Origin of the sequence: Nocardioides turkmenicus, assembly GCF_011045035.1 — a bacterium.
Lineage (GTDB): Bacteria > Actinomycetota > Actinomycetes > Propionibacteriales > Nocardioidaceae > Nocardioides > Nocardioides turkmenicus.
Map to the genome: position 1 here is coordinate 1 of NZ_JAALAA010000024.1, position 16,869 is coordinate 16,869.

A 16,869-nucleotide genomic window follows, 5' to 3' on the forward strand; every position below is an offset into this window, starting at 1 on the left:
ACTCCGGGGTCCGGCGAGAACACCCTCGAGAACGGGTCGGCGGCCCACCCCAACCCCGAAAAGCAGCCCCAACAGAACCCAAACCCCATTACCGTCCAACCCCATGAAACCCCTAGGCGACGTCCCCTGGCCCCCAGAACAGATCGTCACCGAACGCCTGATCCTCCGAGAGACCAGAACAGAAGACAGAGCAGGCCTGGCCGAGCTCCTCTCAGACGCGACGGTCCAGGCCTACCTCGGCGGCCCGCAGCACACCCGCGAGGAGCTGGAGGAGCTGATCCCCCACGATCCCAACACCAGGCCCGGAATCTTCGCCGTCGAGCACGCAGGCGAGTTCATCGGCAGGATCACGATCCAGCGCCGCGACAGGGCCTGGTCCCACCACGTACGCGACGAGGGTGACGAGGTCGAGATCGGCTACGAGTTCCTCCCGAGCACGTGGGGCAAGGGCATCGCGACCGAGGCGACCCGCGCAGCACTCGACTGGATCGATCGGACGCTCCCGGGCGAGCCGGTCGTGCTCACCACGCAGGTGGCCAACGAGCGCTCCCTGCGTCTGGCCCAGAAGCTCGGGTTCGTAGAGGTGGAACGGTTCGACGCGTACGGCGCGGAGCAGTGGTTCGGGGTCCTCAAGACCGGCTAGGCCACCGAGCGGTCATTCCGCGGGAGTGCCGAGGTAGGCGACCAGCGCCAGGTGGTCGGAGCCCGGCACCTCGATGGTCTCGGTCGCCAGCGCGACCAGCGCATCGCTGATCAGCACGTGGTCGATCGCGGTCGACGGCGGAAGAGGTACGCCGGCGAACCCGTCGACCGGCCACGTCGGCTGCCATCCGGCGTTGCTGGCCCGGGCCGCGTCCGACACCTCGGCATCGTCGAGCAGCTGCCGGACGGTGTGGTGGTCGAGCGAGGCGTTCAGGTCACCCAGGACGAGGTCGGGCTTCTCCGCAGCCGCCTCCTCGATGATCAGCTCCTGCTCGGCCGGCCACGACGCGAGCGTGGGCGGGGCCGGATGGGCGACGACGACCCGCCGCTCCCCCACGTCGGCCACCCACGACCCCATCGCGGTCTCGATCCGGCGCGCCTTGGTGATCGGCTCGTCGGCGAAGAGCATCGTCCCGGCCGTGCCGGGCGCGGCCTCCCCGATCTGGTAGGGCAGCTGGTCGCGCAGCTTGCCGATCAGCTCGGTGAACGCCTCGGGCGTGATCTCCTGGACCGCGAGCACGTCGACCTTGTGCCTGCGTACCGCCTCGACCACCGTGTCGATGTCGCCCCTGCCCTCGAGGAGGTTCGTGGTCATCACCGTCAGCGGCTCACCGGCGCTGGTCTCCCGCGACCCGGCGTACATCGGCGCCTGCCAGGCGACATGCACCGCGAGCAGCGTGCCGACGACCCCGGCGACGACCGCGAGCCGGATCCGCGCGGGACCGGTCGCCAGCCACACCAGCACCAGGACCGCGACCAGGCAGGCTGCGTACAGCCCGATGCCGTACGGCGCGAACGCCGCCAGCCGCACCGCCCGCAGATCGGTGCTCGCCAGCACCCGCGACAGCGTGATCGCGAGCGCGGGCAGCCCGCACACGACCAGCACGCCCCACGCCAGAGCCAGCGGCACCCACCGCGCGCGACTCACAGAACGACCAGATCGTCGCGGTGGATGACCTCCCGAGCGTACGCAGCCCCCAGGTTGGCCTCGAGATAGCCGGAGGAGCGCCCGGCGAGCCGCGGGATCTCGTCGGCGTCGTAGTTCACCAGCCCGCGCGCGACGGCCACGCCCGACGGGTCGACGACGTCGACCGGGTCACCGGCATGGAACGACCCGGAGGAGCCGGTGATCCCCGCCGCCAGCAGCGAGGCACCGCGCTTGCTGATCGCGGCGACCGCACCCGCATCGATGCTGATCGAGCCGACCGGCTCGGTGGCGTGCTGGAGCCACAGCAGCCGCGCCGGGCGCCGCCTGCCGACGGCGTGGAACAGGGTGCCGACCGCCTCACCCGCCAGCGCGGCCTCGGCCTGGGCGGCCGAGGTCAGCACGACCGGCACGCCGTCGTCCACCGCGATCCGGGCGGCCTCCAGCTTGGTCACCATCCCGCCGGTGCCCACGCCGGCGGCGCCGGCCTTGCCGATGGTGACCCCGGCGAGGTCGGCCATCGAGACGACCTCGTCGATGCGCTGCGAGCCCGGCTGTGACGGCGGCGCGTCGTAGAGCCCGTCGACGTCGCTGAGCAGCACCAGCAGGTCGGCCTTGACCAGGTGGGCCACCAGCGCCGCGAGCCGGTCGTTGTCGCCGAACCGGATCTCGGAGGTGGCCACGGTGTCGTTCTCGTTGACGATCGGCAGCACGCCCAGGTCGAGCAGCTTCGACAGCGTCGCGTCGGCGTTGCGGTAGTGCGCACGCCGGTTGAGATCGTCGACCGTGAGCAGCACCTGGCCGGCGATGATGCCGTGCCGGGCGAGCTCGTCGGTGTAGCGGTGGACCAGCAGCCCCTGCCCGACGCTCGCCGCTGCCTGCTGCTTGGCCAGCGCCCGCGGACGCTTGGCCAGCCCCAGCGGCGACAGCCCGGCCGCGATCGCCCCGGAGGAGACCAGCACGACCTCCTGTCCGGCGGCCCGCGTCTTCGCGAGCACGTCGACCAGCCCGCTCACCCGGGCCGGATCGATGCCTCCCGCAGCCGTCGTCAGCGACGACGACCCGACCTTGACCACGACCCGGCGTGCCCCGGTCACGACCTCGCGCTGCACCGATCCCCCTCGTACGTCAGCCTGTGCTCTCCGCTGGGCCGGATCCTACCGGCGGCTACACCCGCCGCCTCGTCAGTTTCCGCTGGTCGAGCGGGACGACTCGCCCGGGTCGTCCTCGGCCCAGTCGGTGTCCGGGTCGTCCTCGCCACCGATCTCGTACGCCACCGGGCCGGCCCCGTCACGCAGCCGCCGGGCGACGTCGGCACGAGCCTCGTACTCCGCCTTGGTCTCCATCCCGGCGTCGATCTCGCGCCTCCGGGCGGCAGCGGGCCGCTCCTCGTAGAAGCGCTGGTCCTCGCCGCGGCGGCCGAGCATCTCGGCGCCGGTCTGGATCGAAGGCCGGAAGTCGAAGACGACCGCGTTGGCCGGGTCGCCGATGATGACGGTGTCGCCCTCCTCGGCCCCGAGCTCGACCAGCCGCTCCTCGACACCGAGCCGGTTGAGGCGGTCGGCGAGGTAGCCCACGGCCTCCTCGTTCTCGAAGTCGGTCTGGCGCACCCAGCGCTCGGGCTGCGGGCCGCGGACGAGGAAGTCGCCGTTCCTGGAGACCTTGACGGTGAAGCCGTCCTTGCCCTCGGCACCCACCGGGCGGAGCACGATCCGGGTCGGGGCGACGACCGGCGTCTCCTTGCGAGAGGCCGCGACCAGCTCGGCCATCGCGTAGATCAGCTGCTGGGTGCCCTCACCCGAGGCGGCGGAGATCTCGAAGACCTTCAGGCCGCGCTTCTCGAACTCGCCGATGGTCATCTCGGCGATCTCCCTGCCGTCGGGCACGTCGACCTTGTTCAGCGCGACCAGCCGGGGCCGGTCCTCGAGGCCGCCGTGGCGGGACAGCTCGTTCTCGATGACGTCGAGGTCGTCGATCGGGTTGCGGCCCGGCTCGATGCTCGCGGTGTCGATGACGTGGACGAGCGCCGCGCAGCGCTCGATGTGGCGCAGGAACTCGTGGCCGAGGCCGCGGCCGTCGGCAGCGCCCTCGATCAGGCCGGGCACGTCGGCGACGGTGAAGGTGATCTCGCCGCCCTTGACGACGCCGAGGTTCGGCACCAGCGTCGTGAACGGGTAGTCGGCGATCTTCGGCCGAGCCCGCGAGATCGCCGCGATCAGCGACGACTTGCCCGCGCTCGGGAAGCCGACCAGACCGATGTCGGCGACGACCTTGAGCTCCAGGCCGATCTCGCGCGCCTCGCCCGGCTCACCGAGCAGCGCGAACCCCGGCGCCTTGCGCTTGGAGGAGGCCAGTGCCGCGTTGCCGAGCCCGCCGCGGCCGCCCTCGGCCACGACCAGCTCGGAGCCGGGGCCGACCAGGTCGGCCAGCACGTTGCCCTGCATGTCGGTCACCACGGTGCCGTCCGGCACCGGGAGGATCAGATCCTCACCGTGAGCGCCGTTGCGGTGTCCGCCCGCGCCCTGGCCGCCGTTGGAGGCCTTACGCTTGGGACTGTGGTGGTAGTCGATGAGCGTGGTCACGTCGGGGTCGACACGGAGGATGATCGATCCGCCCGGACCACCGTTGCCGCCGTCGGGCCCGCCGAGCGGCTTGAACTTCTCGCGATGCACCGACGCCACCCCGTGTCCGCCGCGACCGGCCTCGACGTGGAGGGTGACGCGGTCGACGAAGGTGGGTACAGCCATGGCTCCAGCCTACCGACGGCATGCCCTACACCTGCTATCCGCGCGACGCGGCATATCCGCGCGACGCCTCGCGGTCGCCGGTGCAGACTGTGCGCATGCGTGTAGGAACTGTGATGTGGCCGATCGAGGACTGGCCGGCGATGGGCGAGCGTTGGGCCCAGGCCGAGCAGCTCGGGTTCGAGACGGCGTGGGTCTATGACCACCTGGCCTGGCGTGGCCACAGCCCGTGGGAGGAGGCGTTCACCTCGATGGCCGCAGCAGCGGCCCTCACCTCCACGATCCGGCTCGGGACGCTGGTGACCACCCCCAACTTCCGTACGCCGATCCCGACCGCCGCGGCGATCCGCAGCCTCGACCGCATCTCCGGCGGCCGCATCACCATCGGCATCGGCGCGGGCGGCGACGACCACACCTCCGACGGCGACGTGCTCGGGCGCGAGTTCACACCGCGCGAGCGCGCCAACCGGTTCGCGGAGTGGACCCGCGCCGTCGACCGGCTGCTGCGGGAGTCGCCGGTCACCATCGACGGTGAGCACTGGCAGACCCGCGAGGTCACCGTCTCCCCCGGCCAGGTGCAGCAGCCGCGTACGCCGCTCTGGCTGGCCGGCAACGGCCCCCGCGGGATCCGGCTGACCGCCGAGGTCGGCGACGGCTGGATCGCCAACCCGCACGGCGACGACCCGAAGGGGTTCGTCGCCCAGCGCCTCGAGATGCTCCGCGAGGCGTGCGAGAAGAACGGTCGCGACTACGACAGCATGCCGAAGCTGTTCATGTCGGGCTTCACCGACGAGCCCTGGACCGAGTCGGCCGATGCGTTCGAGGACCTCGCCGGCTCCTACGCCGAGATCGGGATCACCGACATCGCGATCCACTGGCCGCGCGCCGGGACGCGCTGGGAGGTCTCGCAGCAAGTCTTCGAGGCGATCGCACAGCGCGCCACCGATCTCTGATCCGAAAACGCCGAAGGGCCCTCTCCGTGAGGAGAGGGCCCTTTCGGAACTGTGTGGGTCTCGACCCGCGGTCGCGGCTTCGCAAGCTCAGCCGCGCGCTCGCTCGACCCCTTCGCGTTCGTCCGGCGCAAGCGCCGTACGAGGCTCAGGCTCAGGCGTCGCCCGGGACGATGTTGATCACCCGGCGGCCGCGGCGCTTGCCGAACTCGACCGCGCCCGGCTGCAGGGCGAACAGGGTGTCGTCGCCGCCACGACCGACGTTGGTGCCGGGGTGGAAGTGGGTGCCGCGCTGGCGGACGATGATCTCACCGGCGTTGACGAGCTGACCGCCGAAGCGCTTCACGCCGAGGCGCTGGGCGTTGGAGTCGCGACCGTTCTTGGTGCTTGCCGCACCCTTCTTGTGTGCCATCTTCTCAGTCCTTAAGTGTCTCTAGAACGCCGAATCAGGCGTTGATCGCGGTGACCTTGACCTGGGTGTACTTCTGACGGTGACCCTGGCGCTTCTTGTAGCCGGTCTTGTTCTTGTACTTCTGGATGACGATCTTCGGGCCCTTGGAGGCACCGACGATCTCAGCCGCAACCGAAGCCTTGTCGAGGCCGGTCGTGGTGACGGTCTCACCGTCGACGAGCATGACGACGGGCAGCGTGACCGCAGCACCGGCCTCGCCGTCGAGGCGGTCGATCTCGATGACGTCGCCGACAACGACCTTCTGCTGCTTGCTGCCAGCCTTCACGATCGCGTACACCGCGGTCTCCTTCATGCTCCGAAACTCAAAGTCTTGTGTGTACCCGCGGCAGCTGTGCACATACGTGATCACTGGACCCCGAAGCGATAGGTGCCAGCGGTTGCCTGCAGGAACGGCGCACTGCGCACGCCGAGGTTCAATATTACGTACGCGGCCAGGTAGCCGCAAAACGCCGCGACCCCATCCGCCCGGACGCTGTCCGGACACCGTCGGGTCGCCGCCGGGACATGGTGCCTCGAAGACCCCGAACCAGGCGACCGGGCGCCCGGTTCGACCCGGTTCGCTGTGAACCGGGCACGATTCCGGGCATGATGGCGCCCATGACGTCGACCGAACCGTCGCATGCGAGCGAGCTCCGGCAGGAGGAGATCCTGGCGCGGGCGCGTACGACCGGACGGGTGTCGGTCACCGAGCTCGCGCCCGATCTCGGGGTGAGCGTCGAGACGATCCGGCGCGACCTCAAGGTCCTGGCCGACCGCGGCGTCGTCGAGCGGGTCTACGGCGGCGCGGTCGCGCTGGAGAGCGGCAGCTTCGAGACCTCGCTCGAGTTCCGGGCGGGCCGCGACGTCGACGAGAAGCACCGCATCGCCCGCGCCGCCCTGCAGCACCGGCACGGGGCGGAGACCATCTACATCGACGAGGGCACGATGCCGCAGTTCCTGGCCGAGGAGCTCTTCGGCCAGGGCCCGGCGACGGTCATCACCCCCTCGCTCCCGGTGGCCTCCCGCCTCTCCGCCGACCCGGAGCTCACCGTGATCATCCTGGGCGGGCGCGTACGCACCCTCACCCGTGGCGTCGTGGACCAGTGGGCGACCCGGATGCTCGGCGACCTGGTGATCGACCTGGCCTACATCGGCGCCAACGGCATCTCCCGCGAGCAGGGCCTGACCACCCAGGACCCCTCGGTGGCCGCGGTCAAGCGCACCGCGATCGAGCGCTCCCGGCGCCGGATCTTCTTCGGCGCCCACACCAAGTTCGGCGCCTCCAGCCTGTGCCGCTTCGCGGGCGTACGCGACTTCGAGCTGCTCGTCACCGGCACCGAGCTGCCGGCCTCCGAGGCGCGCCGGTTCGCGGCGCTCGGACCCCGGGTCGTACGAGCCTGAGACGCGGCCTGAGACGTGGGCTGACAACGGGCAGCAACCGGGCGCCTCGTGCGCAGTGACCGGGCTAGGGGGTCCCGCCGAAATTGCGCCATCGTGGTCCGTGACGACAGTCACACTGCGAGGAGGCAGATCGATGCGGGCACGGAGACGGACCTCCGCAGCGCTGACAGCGCGCTCTTTGGCCACCACGGTTGCAATGATCACAGCGTTGACGGCTTGCGGCACCGGCGGGCTCGGCGCCGGCGGGACGAGCGCGGGTGAGCACAGCATCACGGTGCTGATGGTGAACAACCCCCAGATGCTCGAGCTCCAGGAGCTCACCGAGGAGCACTTCACCGAAGAGACCGGGATCGAGGTGAACTTCGTGGTCAAGGTCGAGCAGGACATGCGCGACACCGCGAGCACCGAGTTCGCCAACCAGTCCGGCATCTATGACGTGGCGACGCTGTCCAACTTCGAGATCCCCTACTACGCCGAGGCCGGCTGGATCTCCGACATGGAGAGCATCGCGAACGACCCCGAATTCGACCAGGACGACATCCTCCCGCCGATGACCGAGGCGCTCTCGGCCAACGGCAAGGTCTACGGCCAGCCGTTCTACGGCGAGTCGTCGTTCCTGATGTACCGCAAGGACCTGTTCGAGAAGCACGGCATCGAGATGCCGGCCAACCCGACCTGGGACCAGGTCGCCGACTTCGCGGCCCGGATCGACGAGGCCGAGCCCGACATGCGCGGCATCTGTCTGCGCGGCCTGGCCGGCTGGGGCGACAACCTGGCCTCGATCACGACCGTGGTCAACACCATGGGCGGCACCTGGTTCGACGAGGACTGGAACGCACAGGTCAACAAGGGCGGCTTCAAGAAGGCGGCCAACTTCTACGTCGACCTCGTCCGCGAGCACGGCGAGGCGGGTGCGGCGACGTTCAGCTTCCCGCAGTGCCTCAACGCCATGCAGCAGGGCAAGGTCGCGATGTGGTACGACGCCACCTCCGGGGCCGGGTCGCTGGAAGCGGCCGAGTCGCCGGTCAAGGGCAAGGTCGGCTACGTCGCCGCCCCGCACGACCAGACCGAGAACGCCGGCTGGCTCTACACCTGGGCCTGGGCGATCCAGAAGGCCTCGCGGCACCAGGAGGAGGCCAAGGAGTTCGTCGCCTGGGCCTCGAGCAAGGAGTACGAGCAGCTGGTGATGGCCGATACCGAGAACGACACCGGCGGACCGACCAACGTCCCCGCCGGGAAGCGCGCCTCAACCTACGAGAACCCCGAGTACCTCGAGGTGGCCGGCGCCTTCGCCACCCCGACGATGAACGCGATCAAGAACGCCCAGGCCGACAACCCGGGCGTCCAGAAGCGCCCCTACAACGGTATCCAGTTCGTCGGGGTCCCGAGCTTCACCGACTTCGGCACCGAGTGCGCCAAGCAGCTCTCCAGCGCCATCTCGGGCTCGAAGACCACCGATGCGGCGCTCGACCGATGTCAGTCGCTCGCCCAGGAGTACGGCGACGTCCAGAAGGAGAAGCAGTGATGGCCTCCCTGACCGCACAGCTCCCCGCGGCAACCGAGCCCGCGGCGGAACGGCCGCCCGCGGCGTACAAGAAATGGGGGCGGGAGTCGTGGAAGCTGCGCGCGCCGCTGCTGCCCGCGCTGGTCTTCCTGATCGTGGTGACGCAGCTGCCGTTCGTGGCGACACTGGTGATGTCGTTCATGAGCTGGAGCGCCCAGCCCGACGCCCCGGAGCGCAGCTTCGCCGGGTTCGACAACTTCAAGACGGTGTTCACGACGCCGGCCTACCGTACGGCGGTCCTGAACACGATCGAGATGACCGTGGTCGTCGTCGGGGTGAGCGCCCTGCTCGCTCTCGGCATCGCGCTCCTGCTCAACCATGCGTTCGTCGGACGCGGCGTGGTGCGCACGATGATGATCGCGCCGTTCCTGATCGTGCCGATCGCGGCCGCGGTCTTCTGGGGCAACGGCATCCTGATGACCGGCTTCGGCCTGGTCGACGGCGTGCTCGGTCAGCTCGGGGTGCCGGGCGCCCAGGACATCGCGTTCCTCACCGACCATCCCAAGCTCGCCATCGAGATCGAGCTGATCTGGCAGTGGACGCCGTTCATGATGCTGATCCTGCTCGCCGGGCTGCAGTCGCAGGATCCCGAGGTCCTGGAGGCGGCGTCGATCGACGGCTGCAACGGCTGGCAGACGTTCGTGCACATGACGCTCCCCCACGTACGCCGCTACCTCGAGCTCTCGATCGTGCTCGGCACGATCTTCATCGTCCAGAACTTCGACTCGGTCCTGGGCATGACCGGCGGGCTGAACTCCACCAACATCCCGTTCGCCGTCTACGAGACGTTCTACTCCGCCAAGGACTACGGGGTCGCCTCCGCTCTGGGCGTCGTCGTGGTCATCGGCTCACTGATCATCGCGACCTTCGCGCTCCGCGTGGTGTCGTCCCTGCTGACCGACGAGGAGGCAAGCCGATGAACGCATGGAACCGGCAACGGGTGGCGAAGATCGCCATCCCGATCGCAGCATGGCTGGTCGGCATCATCTTCGTGATCCCGATCCTCTACATGGTCCTGACCTCGCTGCACGCGCCGCAGGACGCGCAGACGTACCCGCCGAGCTGGGGTGCGCCGCTGACGCTCGACAACTACAGCGGTCTGTTCACCTCCGCGAACCCGATCACCCCGGCGCTGATCAACTCGGTGATCACCAGCGTGATCTCGACGCTGCTCGTGCTCGCCCTGGCCATCCCCGCGGCGTACTCCCTCTCGATCAGGCCCGTGAAGAAGTGGTCGGACGCGATGTTCTTCTTCCTGTCGACGAAGATGCTGCCGATGGTCGCGGGGATCCTGCCGATCTACCTGTTCACGACGAAGGTCATCAACATGCCCGACAACGTGATCATCCTGATCCTGCTCTACACGGCGATGAACCTGCCGATCGCGGTCTGGATGATGCGCTCGTTCCTGGCCGAGGTTCCGCCCGCGATCATCGAGGCAGCCTCGATCGACGGCGCGTCCACGCTCAGGATCCTGACCCGGATCGTGGCGCCGATCTCGATGCCCGGGGTCGCCGCGACCTCGCTGATCTGCTTCATCTTCGCCTGGAACGAGCAGCTCTACGCCAAGGTGCTCACCTCGGTCGCCGCCCAGACCGGTCCGGTCTACGTGAACACCCTGATCCAGACCGAGCACGCCTACCTCGCCGAGCTCGCCGCCGGAGCGACGCTGATCTCGCTGCCCGTGCTCATCGCCGGCTTCGCCGCTCAGGACAAGCTGGTCCAGGGCCTCTCCCTCGGGGCGGTCAAATGACCCACGCCCGCCTCACGACGGCTCGGCTCGGCGAGCTGTCTGCCTCCGTCGCCGTCCCCGCCTACGACCGCTCCGCCGTCACCCCCGGGATCGTGCATCTCGGGGTCGGTGGCTTCCACCGCGCCCACCAGGCGCGCTACGTCGACGACCTGCTCGCCTCCGGCATCACCGACTGGGGCATCGTCGGGGTGGGGCTGATGCCCCAGGACGTACGCATGCGGGATGCTCTCGCGGCGCAGGACCATCTCTACACGCTCATGGAGCGGGCCCCGGACGGGGCGGTGCACGGGCGGGTGATCGGCTCGATCATCGACTACCTCTTCGCCCCCGACTCCCCCGAGGCCGTGCTGGCGCAGCTCACCGACCCGCGGATCCGGATCGTGTCGCTGACCATCACCGAGGGCGGCTACCACGTCAACCAGGCCACCGGCGGCTTCGACGCCTCCGACCCGGCGATCCAGGCGGACCTGGAGCCCGGGGCCGTACCGTCGACGGCGTTCGGGTACGTCGTGGAGGCGCTGGCGCGCCGCCGGGCCGCCGGCGTCGCGCCGTTCACGGTGATGTCGTGCGACAACATCGCCGGCAACGGGGAGGTCGCACGGTTGATGCTGTCCGCGTTCGCCGCCCTGCGCGACCCGGCGCTCGGTGAGTGGATCGCGTCCGAGGTGGCCTTCCCGAGCTCGATGGTGGACCGGATCACCCCGGCGACCACCGACGCGGACGTCGAGGAGGTCGGCTGGCGGTTCGGGATCCAGGACGCCTGGCCGGTGGTCAGCGAGCCGTTCTCCCAGTGGGTGCTCGAGGACCACTTCCCGCAGGGGCGGCCGCCGTTCGAGCAGGCCGGCGTCGAGATGGTGCCCGACGTCGAGCCGTACGAGCTGATGAAGCTGCGGCTCCTCAACGCCAGCCACCAGGCGCTGTGCTACCTCGGCTACCTGTCCGGCTACCGCTACGCCCACGAGGTCTGCACCGACCCGCTCTTCGTCGACTTCCTGCTCGGCTACATGACGGACGAGGGGACCCCGACGCTGCCGCAGGTGCCCGGGGTGGACCTGGAGGGCTACCGGCGCGAGCTGATCTCCCGCTTCGCCAACCCCCACATCCGCGACACCCTGGCGCGGCTGTGCGCGGAGAGCTCCGACCGGATCCCGAAGTGGCTGGTGCCGGTCATCACCGCCCAGCTCGCCGCCGGTCGCTCGGTGCGCCGCTCGGCACTCGTCGTCGCCTCCTGGGCCCGCTACGCCGAGGGCGTCGACGAGCAGGGCTCACCGATCGACATCGTCGACCGGCGCCGCGCAGACGTGATGGCCCGGGCGATCGCCCAGCGCGAGGACCCGCTCGCCTTCCTCCGCGACCCGGACCTCTTCGGCGACCTCGTCGACTCCCCCGAGTTCACCGAGCCGTACGCCGAGGCGCTGGCCTCGCTGCACGCCGTCGGCGCCCGCAAGACGCTCGAGTTCTGGGAGGGCTGACACACAGCTGGGGTGATCGGGGTGGGTCGGCGTCGAATTGAGGTTGAACTCGGTGCATCGATGCACCAGGTTCGACCCATCACGGGCGGCCGACCTGCCCGAACACCGATCTCGGAGGCAAACTGTGTGTGCCGCGCCCGCTCTCGCAGACGTCCTCCGCGTACGCGGCGGGGCAACCACCCGCAAGGCGATGTATCGAGCTTGTCGAGATGAGTTGCTCGACCTCGGGCTCCGCGACGAACTCGATGCTGCGCTGTCGTCCGGGGGTGGCCGTCGCGCTCACCGGCGCGCGGGTGAGTCTTCCGGGCCTTCCCGACGACAAGTCGGCCGCACTCGCACTCGGCGGCGTCGTCTCCGGGCTCAGTGCCGCGCGAGTGTGGTGCTGGTCGCTGAAGCACGAACCCACGGAGATCGAGGTGACCGTGGCCCGTAACCGCTCGCGCAAGGCACGACCGGGTGTCGTCGTACGCCGCCGCGACCTGCCCAGCGACGCGATCGGACCAGGGGCGATCACGTCCCGCGCCCGGACCGTCGTGGACTGCGCCCGAATCCTCCCGCTCGATGAGGCGTTGTGCGTGGCCGACTCCGCGCTGCGCGACGGCTTGGCGACAGGCCTGACCCGCGACGACCTCGTCGCTGCCGCGGAGTCCTTGCCGCGCACCGGACGACGGCGTGCGCTGGAGGTCGTCGCCCTTGCCGACCCGCGGGCGGCAAACGCCTTCGAGTCGGTGACCAGGGCCATCGTGCTCCCGATCGCTGGTCTCTCGGTCACACCCCAGGGCGACCTCGGTTTCAGCGAAGCCGGCGCGGAGCAGTACGGCGATCTCGTCGACGCCCGCCTCGAGCTGCTCATCGAGTGCGAGTCATGGGCGTATCACGCCGGCGACGAGCCGTTTCGCCGAGACATCCGCCGGTACACCGACCTGGTCGCTCGCGGCTGGACCGTCCTCCGCTTCGTCTGGGAAGACGTGATGCAGCGACCGGACTACGTACGCCGCCAGGTCGAGCGGGTCGTCGACCGGCTCAGCGCGGCGGCCTGACGACGACAGGCTCTCGCAACCGTCCAGGCATCACGACGCCCCGGTGCCCGCTCGATCGGGCACCGGGGCGTCGTGGTCGGGTCAGCTGTCCTGGGACGCCGTGGTGTCGCGGCTGGCGCCACCGCGGGTGCGGGTCACGACCTTGGGGGCCGGGGTGGACGCGGTGCCGTTGCTGGTGACCGGCGCCTCGGACTTGGTCGCGGTCATCACCGCGCCCTCGCCGGTGCTGACCACCTCGCGGCGGGCGCCGCGGCGCTGCCGGGTGACCACCTTCGGCTTGGAGTCGACCGGCTCGGCCGCAACCGGCTCGGGCGTGGCGACGGCAGGCTCGGCAGTCTCGGGCTCCGACGCCTCGGGCTCGGCTGCCTCGGGCTCGACGGGCGGGGCCACGGGAGCGGGCTTCTCCGTCGGCTTCGGCTCGGCGGTCGAGCTGCCGACGACCGCGGCCAGGACCGGACGGCCGGTCGTCGCGGCCCGACGGGTGCGGGTGCGCGTGGTGACCTTCGGGGCCTCCGGCTCTGCAGGCGCCTCAGCGGGAGCCTCGGCGACGGGCTCGGCCGGCGTCTCCGCCTCGACCGGCTCCGGGGCCGGGGTCGACGCCTTCGACCGGCGTGAACGCGTACGCGTCGTCACCTTCGGCGCCTCGGTCTCCTCCGGGGCGACCTCGGCTGCCTCGGTGGACTCGGCGGCAGCGGGCTCCTCGGGCGTGGTGGTCCGCGACCGGCGCGAGCGAGTGCGGGTCGTGACCTTCGGGGCCTCGGCGACCTCGGGCTCGGCTGCTGCCGGCTCGGCGGGAGCCTCGACGGGCTCGGCCACCGCGGCCGGCTCGTCGGTCTTCTCCGACTGACCCGCCATCGCGGCGAACTCGGCCGGCGACGGCGTCTTGGCGGCCTCCTCGACCGTCTCGGTGCCGTTCTCGTCCTTGCCCTTGCCCCGGCCACGGCCGCCACGACGACGCGAGCGCGGCTCGTCGGGGGCGACGCCGGAGGACTTGCCGGGCTCGACCGGGTGCTCGTGGATCACCAGACCGCGGCCGTTGCAGGCCTCGCAGTTCTCGGAGAAGGCCTCGAGCAGGCCGGTGCCGATCCGCTTACGCGTCATCTGGACCAGACCCAACGAGGTGACCTCGGCGACCTGGTGACGGGTGCGGTCACGGCCCAGGCACTCGACCAGGCGACGGAGCACCAGGTCACGGTTGGACTCGAGGACCATGTCGATGAAGTCGACGACGATGATGCCGCCGATGTCGCGCAGCCGGAGCTGGCGCACGATCTCCTCGGCCGCCTCGAGGTTGTTCTTGGTGACCGTCTCCTCCAGGTTGCCGCCGGAGCCGGTGAACTTGCCGGTGTTGACGTCGACGACGGTCATCGCCTCGGTGCGGTCGATGATCAGCGAGCCGCCGGAGGGCAGCCAGACCTTGCGGTCCAGGCCCTTCGCGATCTGCTCGTCGATCCGGTAGGCGGCGAAGGCGTCGGCCTCGCCGTCGTACTTCTCCACCCGCTCCTCGAGGTCGGGGGCCACCGACTGGACGTAGTCCTTGACCGTCTCCCAGGACTTCTCACCGGAGATGACCAGCTTGGCGAAGTCCTCGGTGAACAGGTCGCGGACGACCTTCAGGGTCAGGTCGGGCTCACCGTAGAGCAGCTGCGGCGCGTTGCCGCCCGCACGCTTCTCGATGTCCTCCCAGCGGGCCTTGAGGCGCTCGACGTCGCGGGTCAGCTCCTCCTCGGCGGCGCCCTCCGCGGCGGTGCGTACGATCACGCCGGCCGTGTCAGGGACGATCTCCTTCAGGAGGGTCTTGAGGCGGTTGCGCTCGGTGTCGGGCAGCTTGCGGGAGATGCCGGAGGTGGTGCCGTCGGGCACGTAGACCAGGAACCGGCCGGCCAGCGAGATCTGCGAGGTCAGGCGGGCACCCTTGTGGCCGATCGGGTCCTTCGTCACCTGGACGAGCACCTTCTGGCCGGAGGTCAGCACCGACTCGATCTTGCGGGGCTGGCCCTCCTTCCAGCCGAGCGAGGCCCAGTTGACCTCACCGGCGTAGAGGACGGCGTTGCGGCCCTTGCCGATGTCGATGAACGCGGCCTCCATCGACGGCAGCACGTTCTGGACGCGGCCGAGGTAGACGTTGCCGATCAGGCTGGTCTGCGACTCGCGGGCGACGTAGTGCTCCACGAGCACCTTGTCCTCGAGCACCGCGATCTGGGTGAGGTCCTCGCGCTCGCGGATCACCATGACGCGCTCGACCGACTCGCGGCGGGCCAGGAACTCGGCCTCGCTCACGATCGGGGCGCGGCGACGACCGGCCTCACGGCCCTCGCGGCGGCGCTGCTTCTTGGCCTCCAGTCGGGTCGAGCCCGACAGCGCGGTGATCTGGTCCTCGCCGGTGCGGCTCTGGCGGACCTTGGTGACGGTGTTCTCCGGGTCGTCGCCGGCCTCGCCCGAGGCCTCACCGGCACGGCGGCGACGACGGCGACGGCGCGAGGAGCTGCCGCCCTCGCCCTGCTGCTCGGCGTCGGCGTCCTTCTCGTCGGTCTCGTCCTCGGACTCCTCGGACTTGTCCTCGGTGTCGGTCGAGTCGGAACCCTCGGCGTCGCCGTTGGCACCCTTGCGACGGCGACGACCGCCACGGCGACGACGGCGACGACCGTTGCCGCCGCCCTCGCCCTCGTCGGTCGAGGCCTCGTCGGACTCGGTCTCGGCCTCGGCCTCGGTGGTCTGCGCCTCGGCGTCGGTCTCGGGCTGCTCGTCCTTGCGACCGCGGGCAGGGGCCTCCTCCGCCGCCTCCGCGGCGGGCTCGGAAGCCTCGGGCTCCTCCTCGGCGGGAACCTCGGCAGCGGCCACGACCGGCTCCTCGACGGGCTTGGGCTCAGCAGCCTTGCGCGTACGACGGCGGGTGGTGGTCTTGGTCGGCGCCTGGAACAGCACCGCGGGGGCGGCGGGGCCGGCCTGCTCGGGCTCGGGCTCCTCGACGGCCTCGTCGGCGATCTCTTCGGCGGGGGTCGCAGCGGGCTCGACAGGCTCGGCCACGGGCTCGACGACCGGCGCGGCGGCCTTCTTGGCGGCAGCCTTCTTCGTCGTCCTCTTGGCGGCGGTCTTCTTCGCCGCCGTCTTCTTGGCCGGGGCCTCGGCGGTCTCGGCGGGGGCCTCTACGGCCTCATCCTCCGGCGCGGCGGGAGCCTCGACGGCCTCTGTTGCCTCGGTGGTCTCGACCTCGGCCGGCGCCGCGGCGGCGGCCTTCTTGGTCGTACGCTTCCGGGTGGTCTTCTTCGCCGCCGTCTTCTTGGCGGGGGCCTCGGCGGCCTCACCGGTCTCCGCGGACTCGGTGGTCTCGCTCGCGGGAGCCGCGGCGGCCTTCTTGGTGGTGCGCTTGCGCGTGGTCTTCTTCGCCGCGGTCTTCTTCGCGGGGGTGGTCTCGACGGTCGCTTCCGAGTCGGTCGCGTCGGTCGTGGGGGCGTCGGTCACCGGGGTCTGCGCTGTTTCAGCGCCGTTCTCGGTGTTCTCGACAGTGGTCTCGTCGGCCATGCCGTTCTCCTCATCCAGGACCTTCACAGGTGCCGGATAGTCAGGTGCCGGGAAACGGGCGCTGCGCAGTATCGAACTTTTTCCACGTAGCAGCCGCGTCGCGGCGCAAAGCTTGTCAGGGCGGCGGCATCCTCCGCAGCGGTGCGTCACAGGCTGCGGTTCGTCACCTGCCGCGGTCGCTCGGCCGTCCGGGACCTTCCCGGGCGAGTCGCTCTCACTGACCTGCTAGGCCTGCGTCGCGGTCTGGTGACGACCTACCTCCTGTGTGCCGGAGTGCGGCCCCGGAGGGCCCACGCCGGCGAGGCGTCGTCGGACTGTCCATTCCTCGGGCCGGGCCCGATTGTT

General features: G+C 70.4%; 14 protein-coding genes. 8 read left to right on the plus strand and 6 right to left on the minus strand.

Going from position 1 to position 16,869, the window contains the following annotated elements; genetic code table 11:
- Positions 1-103 precede the first annotated feature (103 nt).
- Positions 104-643 (plus strand): GNAT family N-acetyltransferase, encoded by a 540-nt coding sequence (locus tag G5C66_RS22110; protein WP_165113184.1) that lies wholly within the window; start codon positions 104-106, stop codon positions 641-643.
- A gap of 12 nt (positions 644-655) precedes the next feature.
- Here G5C66_RS22110 and G5C66_RS22115 read toward each other — a convergent pair whose 3' ends face one another.
- From G5C66_RS22115 to obgE, 3 genes are all read right to left on the minus strand, one after another.
- Positions 656-1,630, minus strand: coding sequence for an endonuclease/exonuclease/phosphatase family protein (locus tag G5C66_RS22115; RefSeq protein ID WP_165113186.1), 975 nt, complete (start codon positions 1,628-1,630; stop codon positions 656-658).
- Positions 1,627-2,739 carry a glutamate 5-kinase gene (proB, locus tag G5C66_RS22120; protein WP_338144278.1) on the minus strand — a complete coding sequence of 371 codons (1,113 nt, stop codon included), beginning with the start codon at positions 2,737-2,739 and terminating at the stop codon, positions 1,627-1,629. Before proB ends, G5C66_RS22115 begins: the two co-directional genes overlap by 4 nt.
- 72 nt (positions 2,740-2,811) lie before the next feature.
- Positions 2,812-4,374 carry a GTPase ObgE gene (gene obgE / locus G5C66_RS22125; protein WP_165113188.1) on the minus strand — a complete coding sequence of 521 codons (1,563 nt, stop codon included), beginning with the start codon at positions 4,372-4,374 and terminating at the stop codon, positions 2,812-2,814.
- Between the two features lie 95 nt (positions 4,375-4,469).
- Between obgE and G5C66_RS22130 the strand changes: the two genes are divergently transcribed.
- A complete protein-coding gene (locus tag G5C66_RS22130) occupies positions 4,470-5,324 on the plus strand; it encodes an LLM class flavin-dependent oxidoreductase (RefSeq protein WP_241248757.1) in 855 nt (284 codons plus the stop codon).
- 151 nt (positions 5,325-5,475) lie between these two features.
- Here G5C66_RS22130 and rpmA read toward each other — a convergent pair whose 3' ends face one another.
- A complete protein-coding gene (gene rpmA / locus G5C66_RS22135) occupies positions 5,476-5,733 on the minus strand; it encodes a 50S ribosomal protein L27 (RefSeq protein ID WP_008358497.1) in 258 nt (85 codons plus the stop codon).
- 34 nt (positions 5,734-5,767) lie between these two features.
- Positions 5,768-6,070, minus strand: coding sequence for a 50S ribosomal protein L21 (gene rplU, locus G5C66_RS22140; RefSeq protein ID WP_165113277.1), 303 nt, complete (start codon positions 6,068-6,070; stop codon positions 5,768-5,770).
- Between the two features lie 320 nt (positions 6,071-6,390).
- On the opposite strand from rplU, the gene G5C66_RS22145 reads away from it, so the two are divergent.
- The 6 genes from G5C66_RS22145 to G5C66_RS22170 all read left to right on the plus strand — a co-directional run bounded on the left by G5C66_RS22145 (position 6,391) and on the right by G5C66_RS22170 (position 13,002).
- A complete protein-coding gene (locus G5C66_RS22145; RefSeq protein ID WP_165113192.1) occupies positions 6,391-7,173 on the plus strand; it encodes a DeoR/GlpR family DNA-binding transcription regulator in 783 nt (260 codons plus the stop codon).
- A 196-nt stretch (positions 7,174-7,369) separates the two neighbouring features.
- On the plus strand, positions 7,370-8,698 hold the full coding sequence (locus G5C66_RS22150; protein WP_241248758.1) for an ABC transporter substrate-binding protein: 1,329 nt from the start codon (positions 7,370-7,372) through the stop codon (positions 8,696-8,698).
- Entirely contained in the window at positions 8,698-9,657 is a 960-nt protein-coding gene (locus G5C66_RS22155; RefSeq protein WP_165113196.1) for a carbohydrate ABC transporter permease, read from the plus strand. Before G5C66_RS22150 ends, G5C66_RS22155 begins: the two co-directional genes overlap by 1 nt.
- Positions 9,654-10,490, plus strand: coding sequence for a carbohydrate ABC transporter permease (locus tag G5C66_RS22160; RefSeq protein ID WP_165113198.1), 837 nt, complete (start codon positions 9,654-9,656; stop codon positions 10,488-10,490). The genes G5C66_RS22155 and G5C66_RS22160 overlap by 4 nt, the downstream gene beginning before the upstream one ends.
- Positions 10,487-11,962 carry a mannitol dehydrogenase family protein gene (locus tag G5C66_RS22165; RefSeq protein WP_165113200.1) on the plus strand — a complete coding sequence of 492 codons (1,476 nt, stop codon included), beginning with the start codon at positions 10,487-10,489 and terminating at the stop codon, positions 11,960-11,962. The genes G5C66_RS22160 and G5C66_RS22165 overlap by 4 nt, the downstream gene beginning before the upstream one ends.
- Positions 11,963-12,171: 209 nt before the next feature.
- A complete protein-coding gene (locus tag G5C66_RS22170; RefSeq protein WP_165113202.1) occupies positions 12,172-13,002 on the plus strand; it encodes a DUF559 domain-containing protein in 831 nt (276 codons plus the stop codon).
- A gap of 81 nt (positions 13,003-13,083) precedes the next feature.
- On the opposite strand, the gene G5C66_RS22175 is transcribed toward G5C66_RS22170, so the two are convergent.
- Positions 13,084-16,524 (minus strand): Rne/Rng family ribonuclease, encoded by a 3,441-nt coding sequence (locus G5C66_RS22175; RefSeq protein ID WP_165113204.1) that lies wholly within the window; start codon positions 16,522-16,524, stop codon positions 13,084-13,086.
- Between the last annotated feature and the right edge of the window lie 345 nt (positions 16,525-16,869).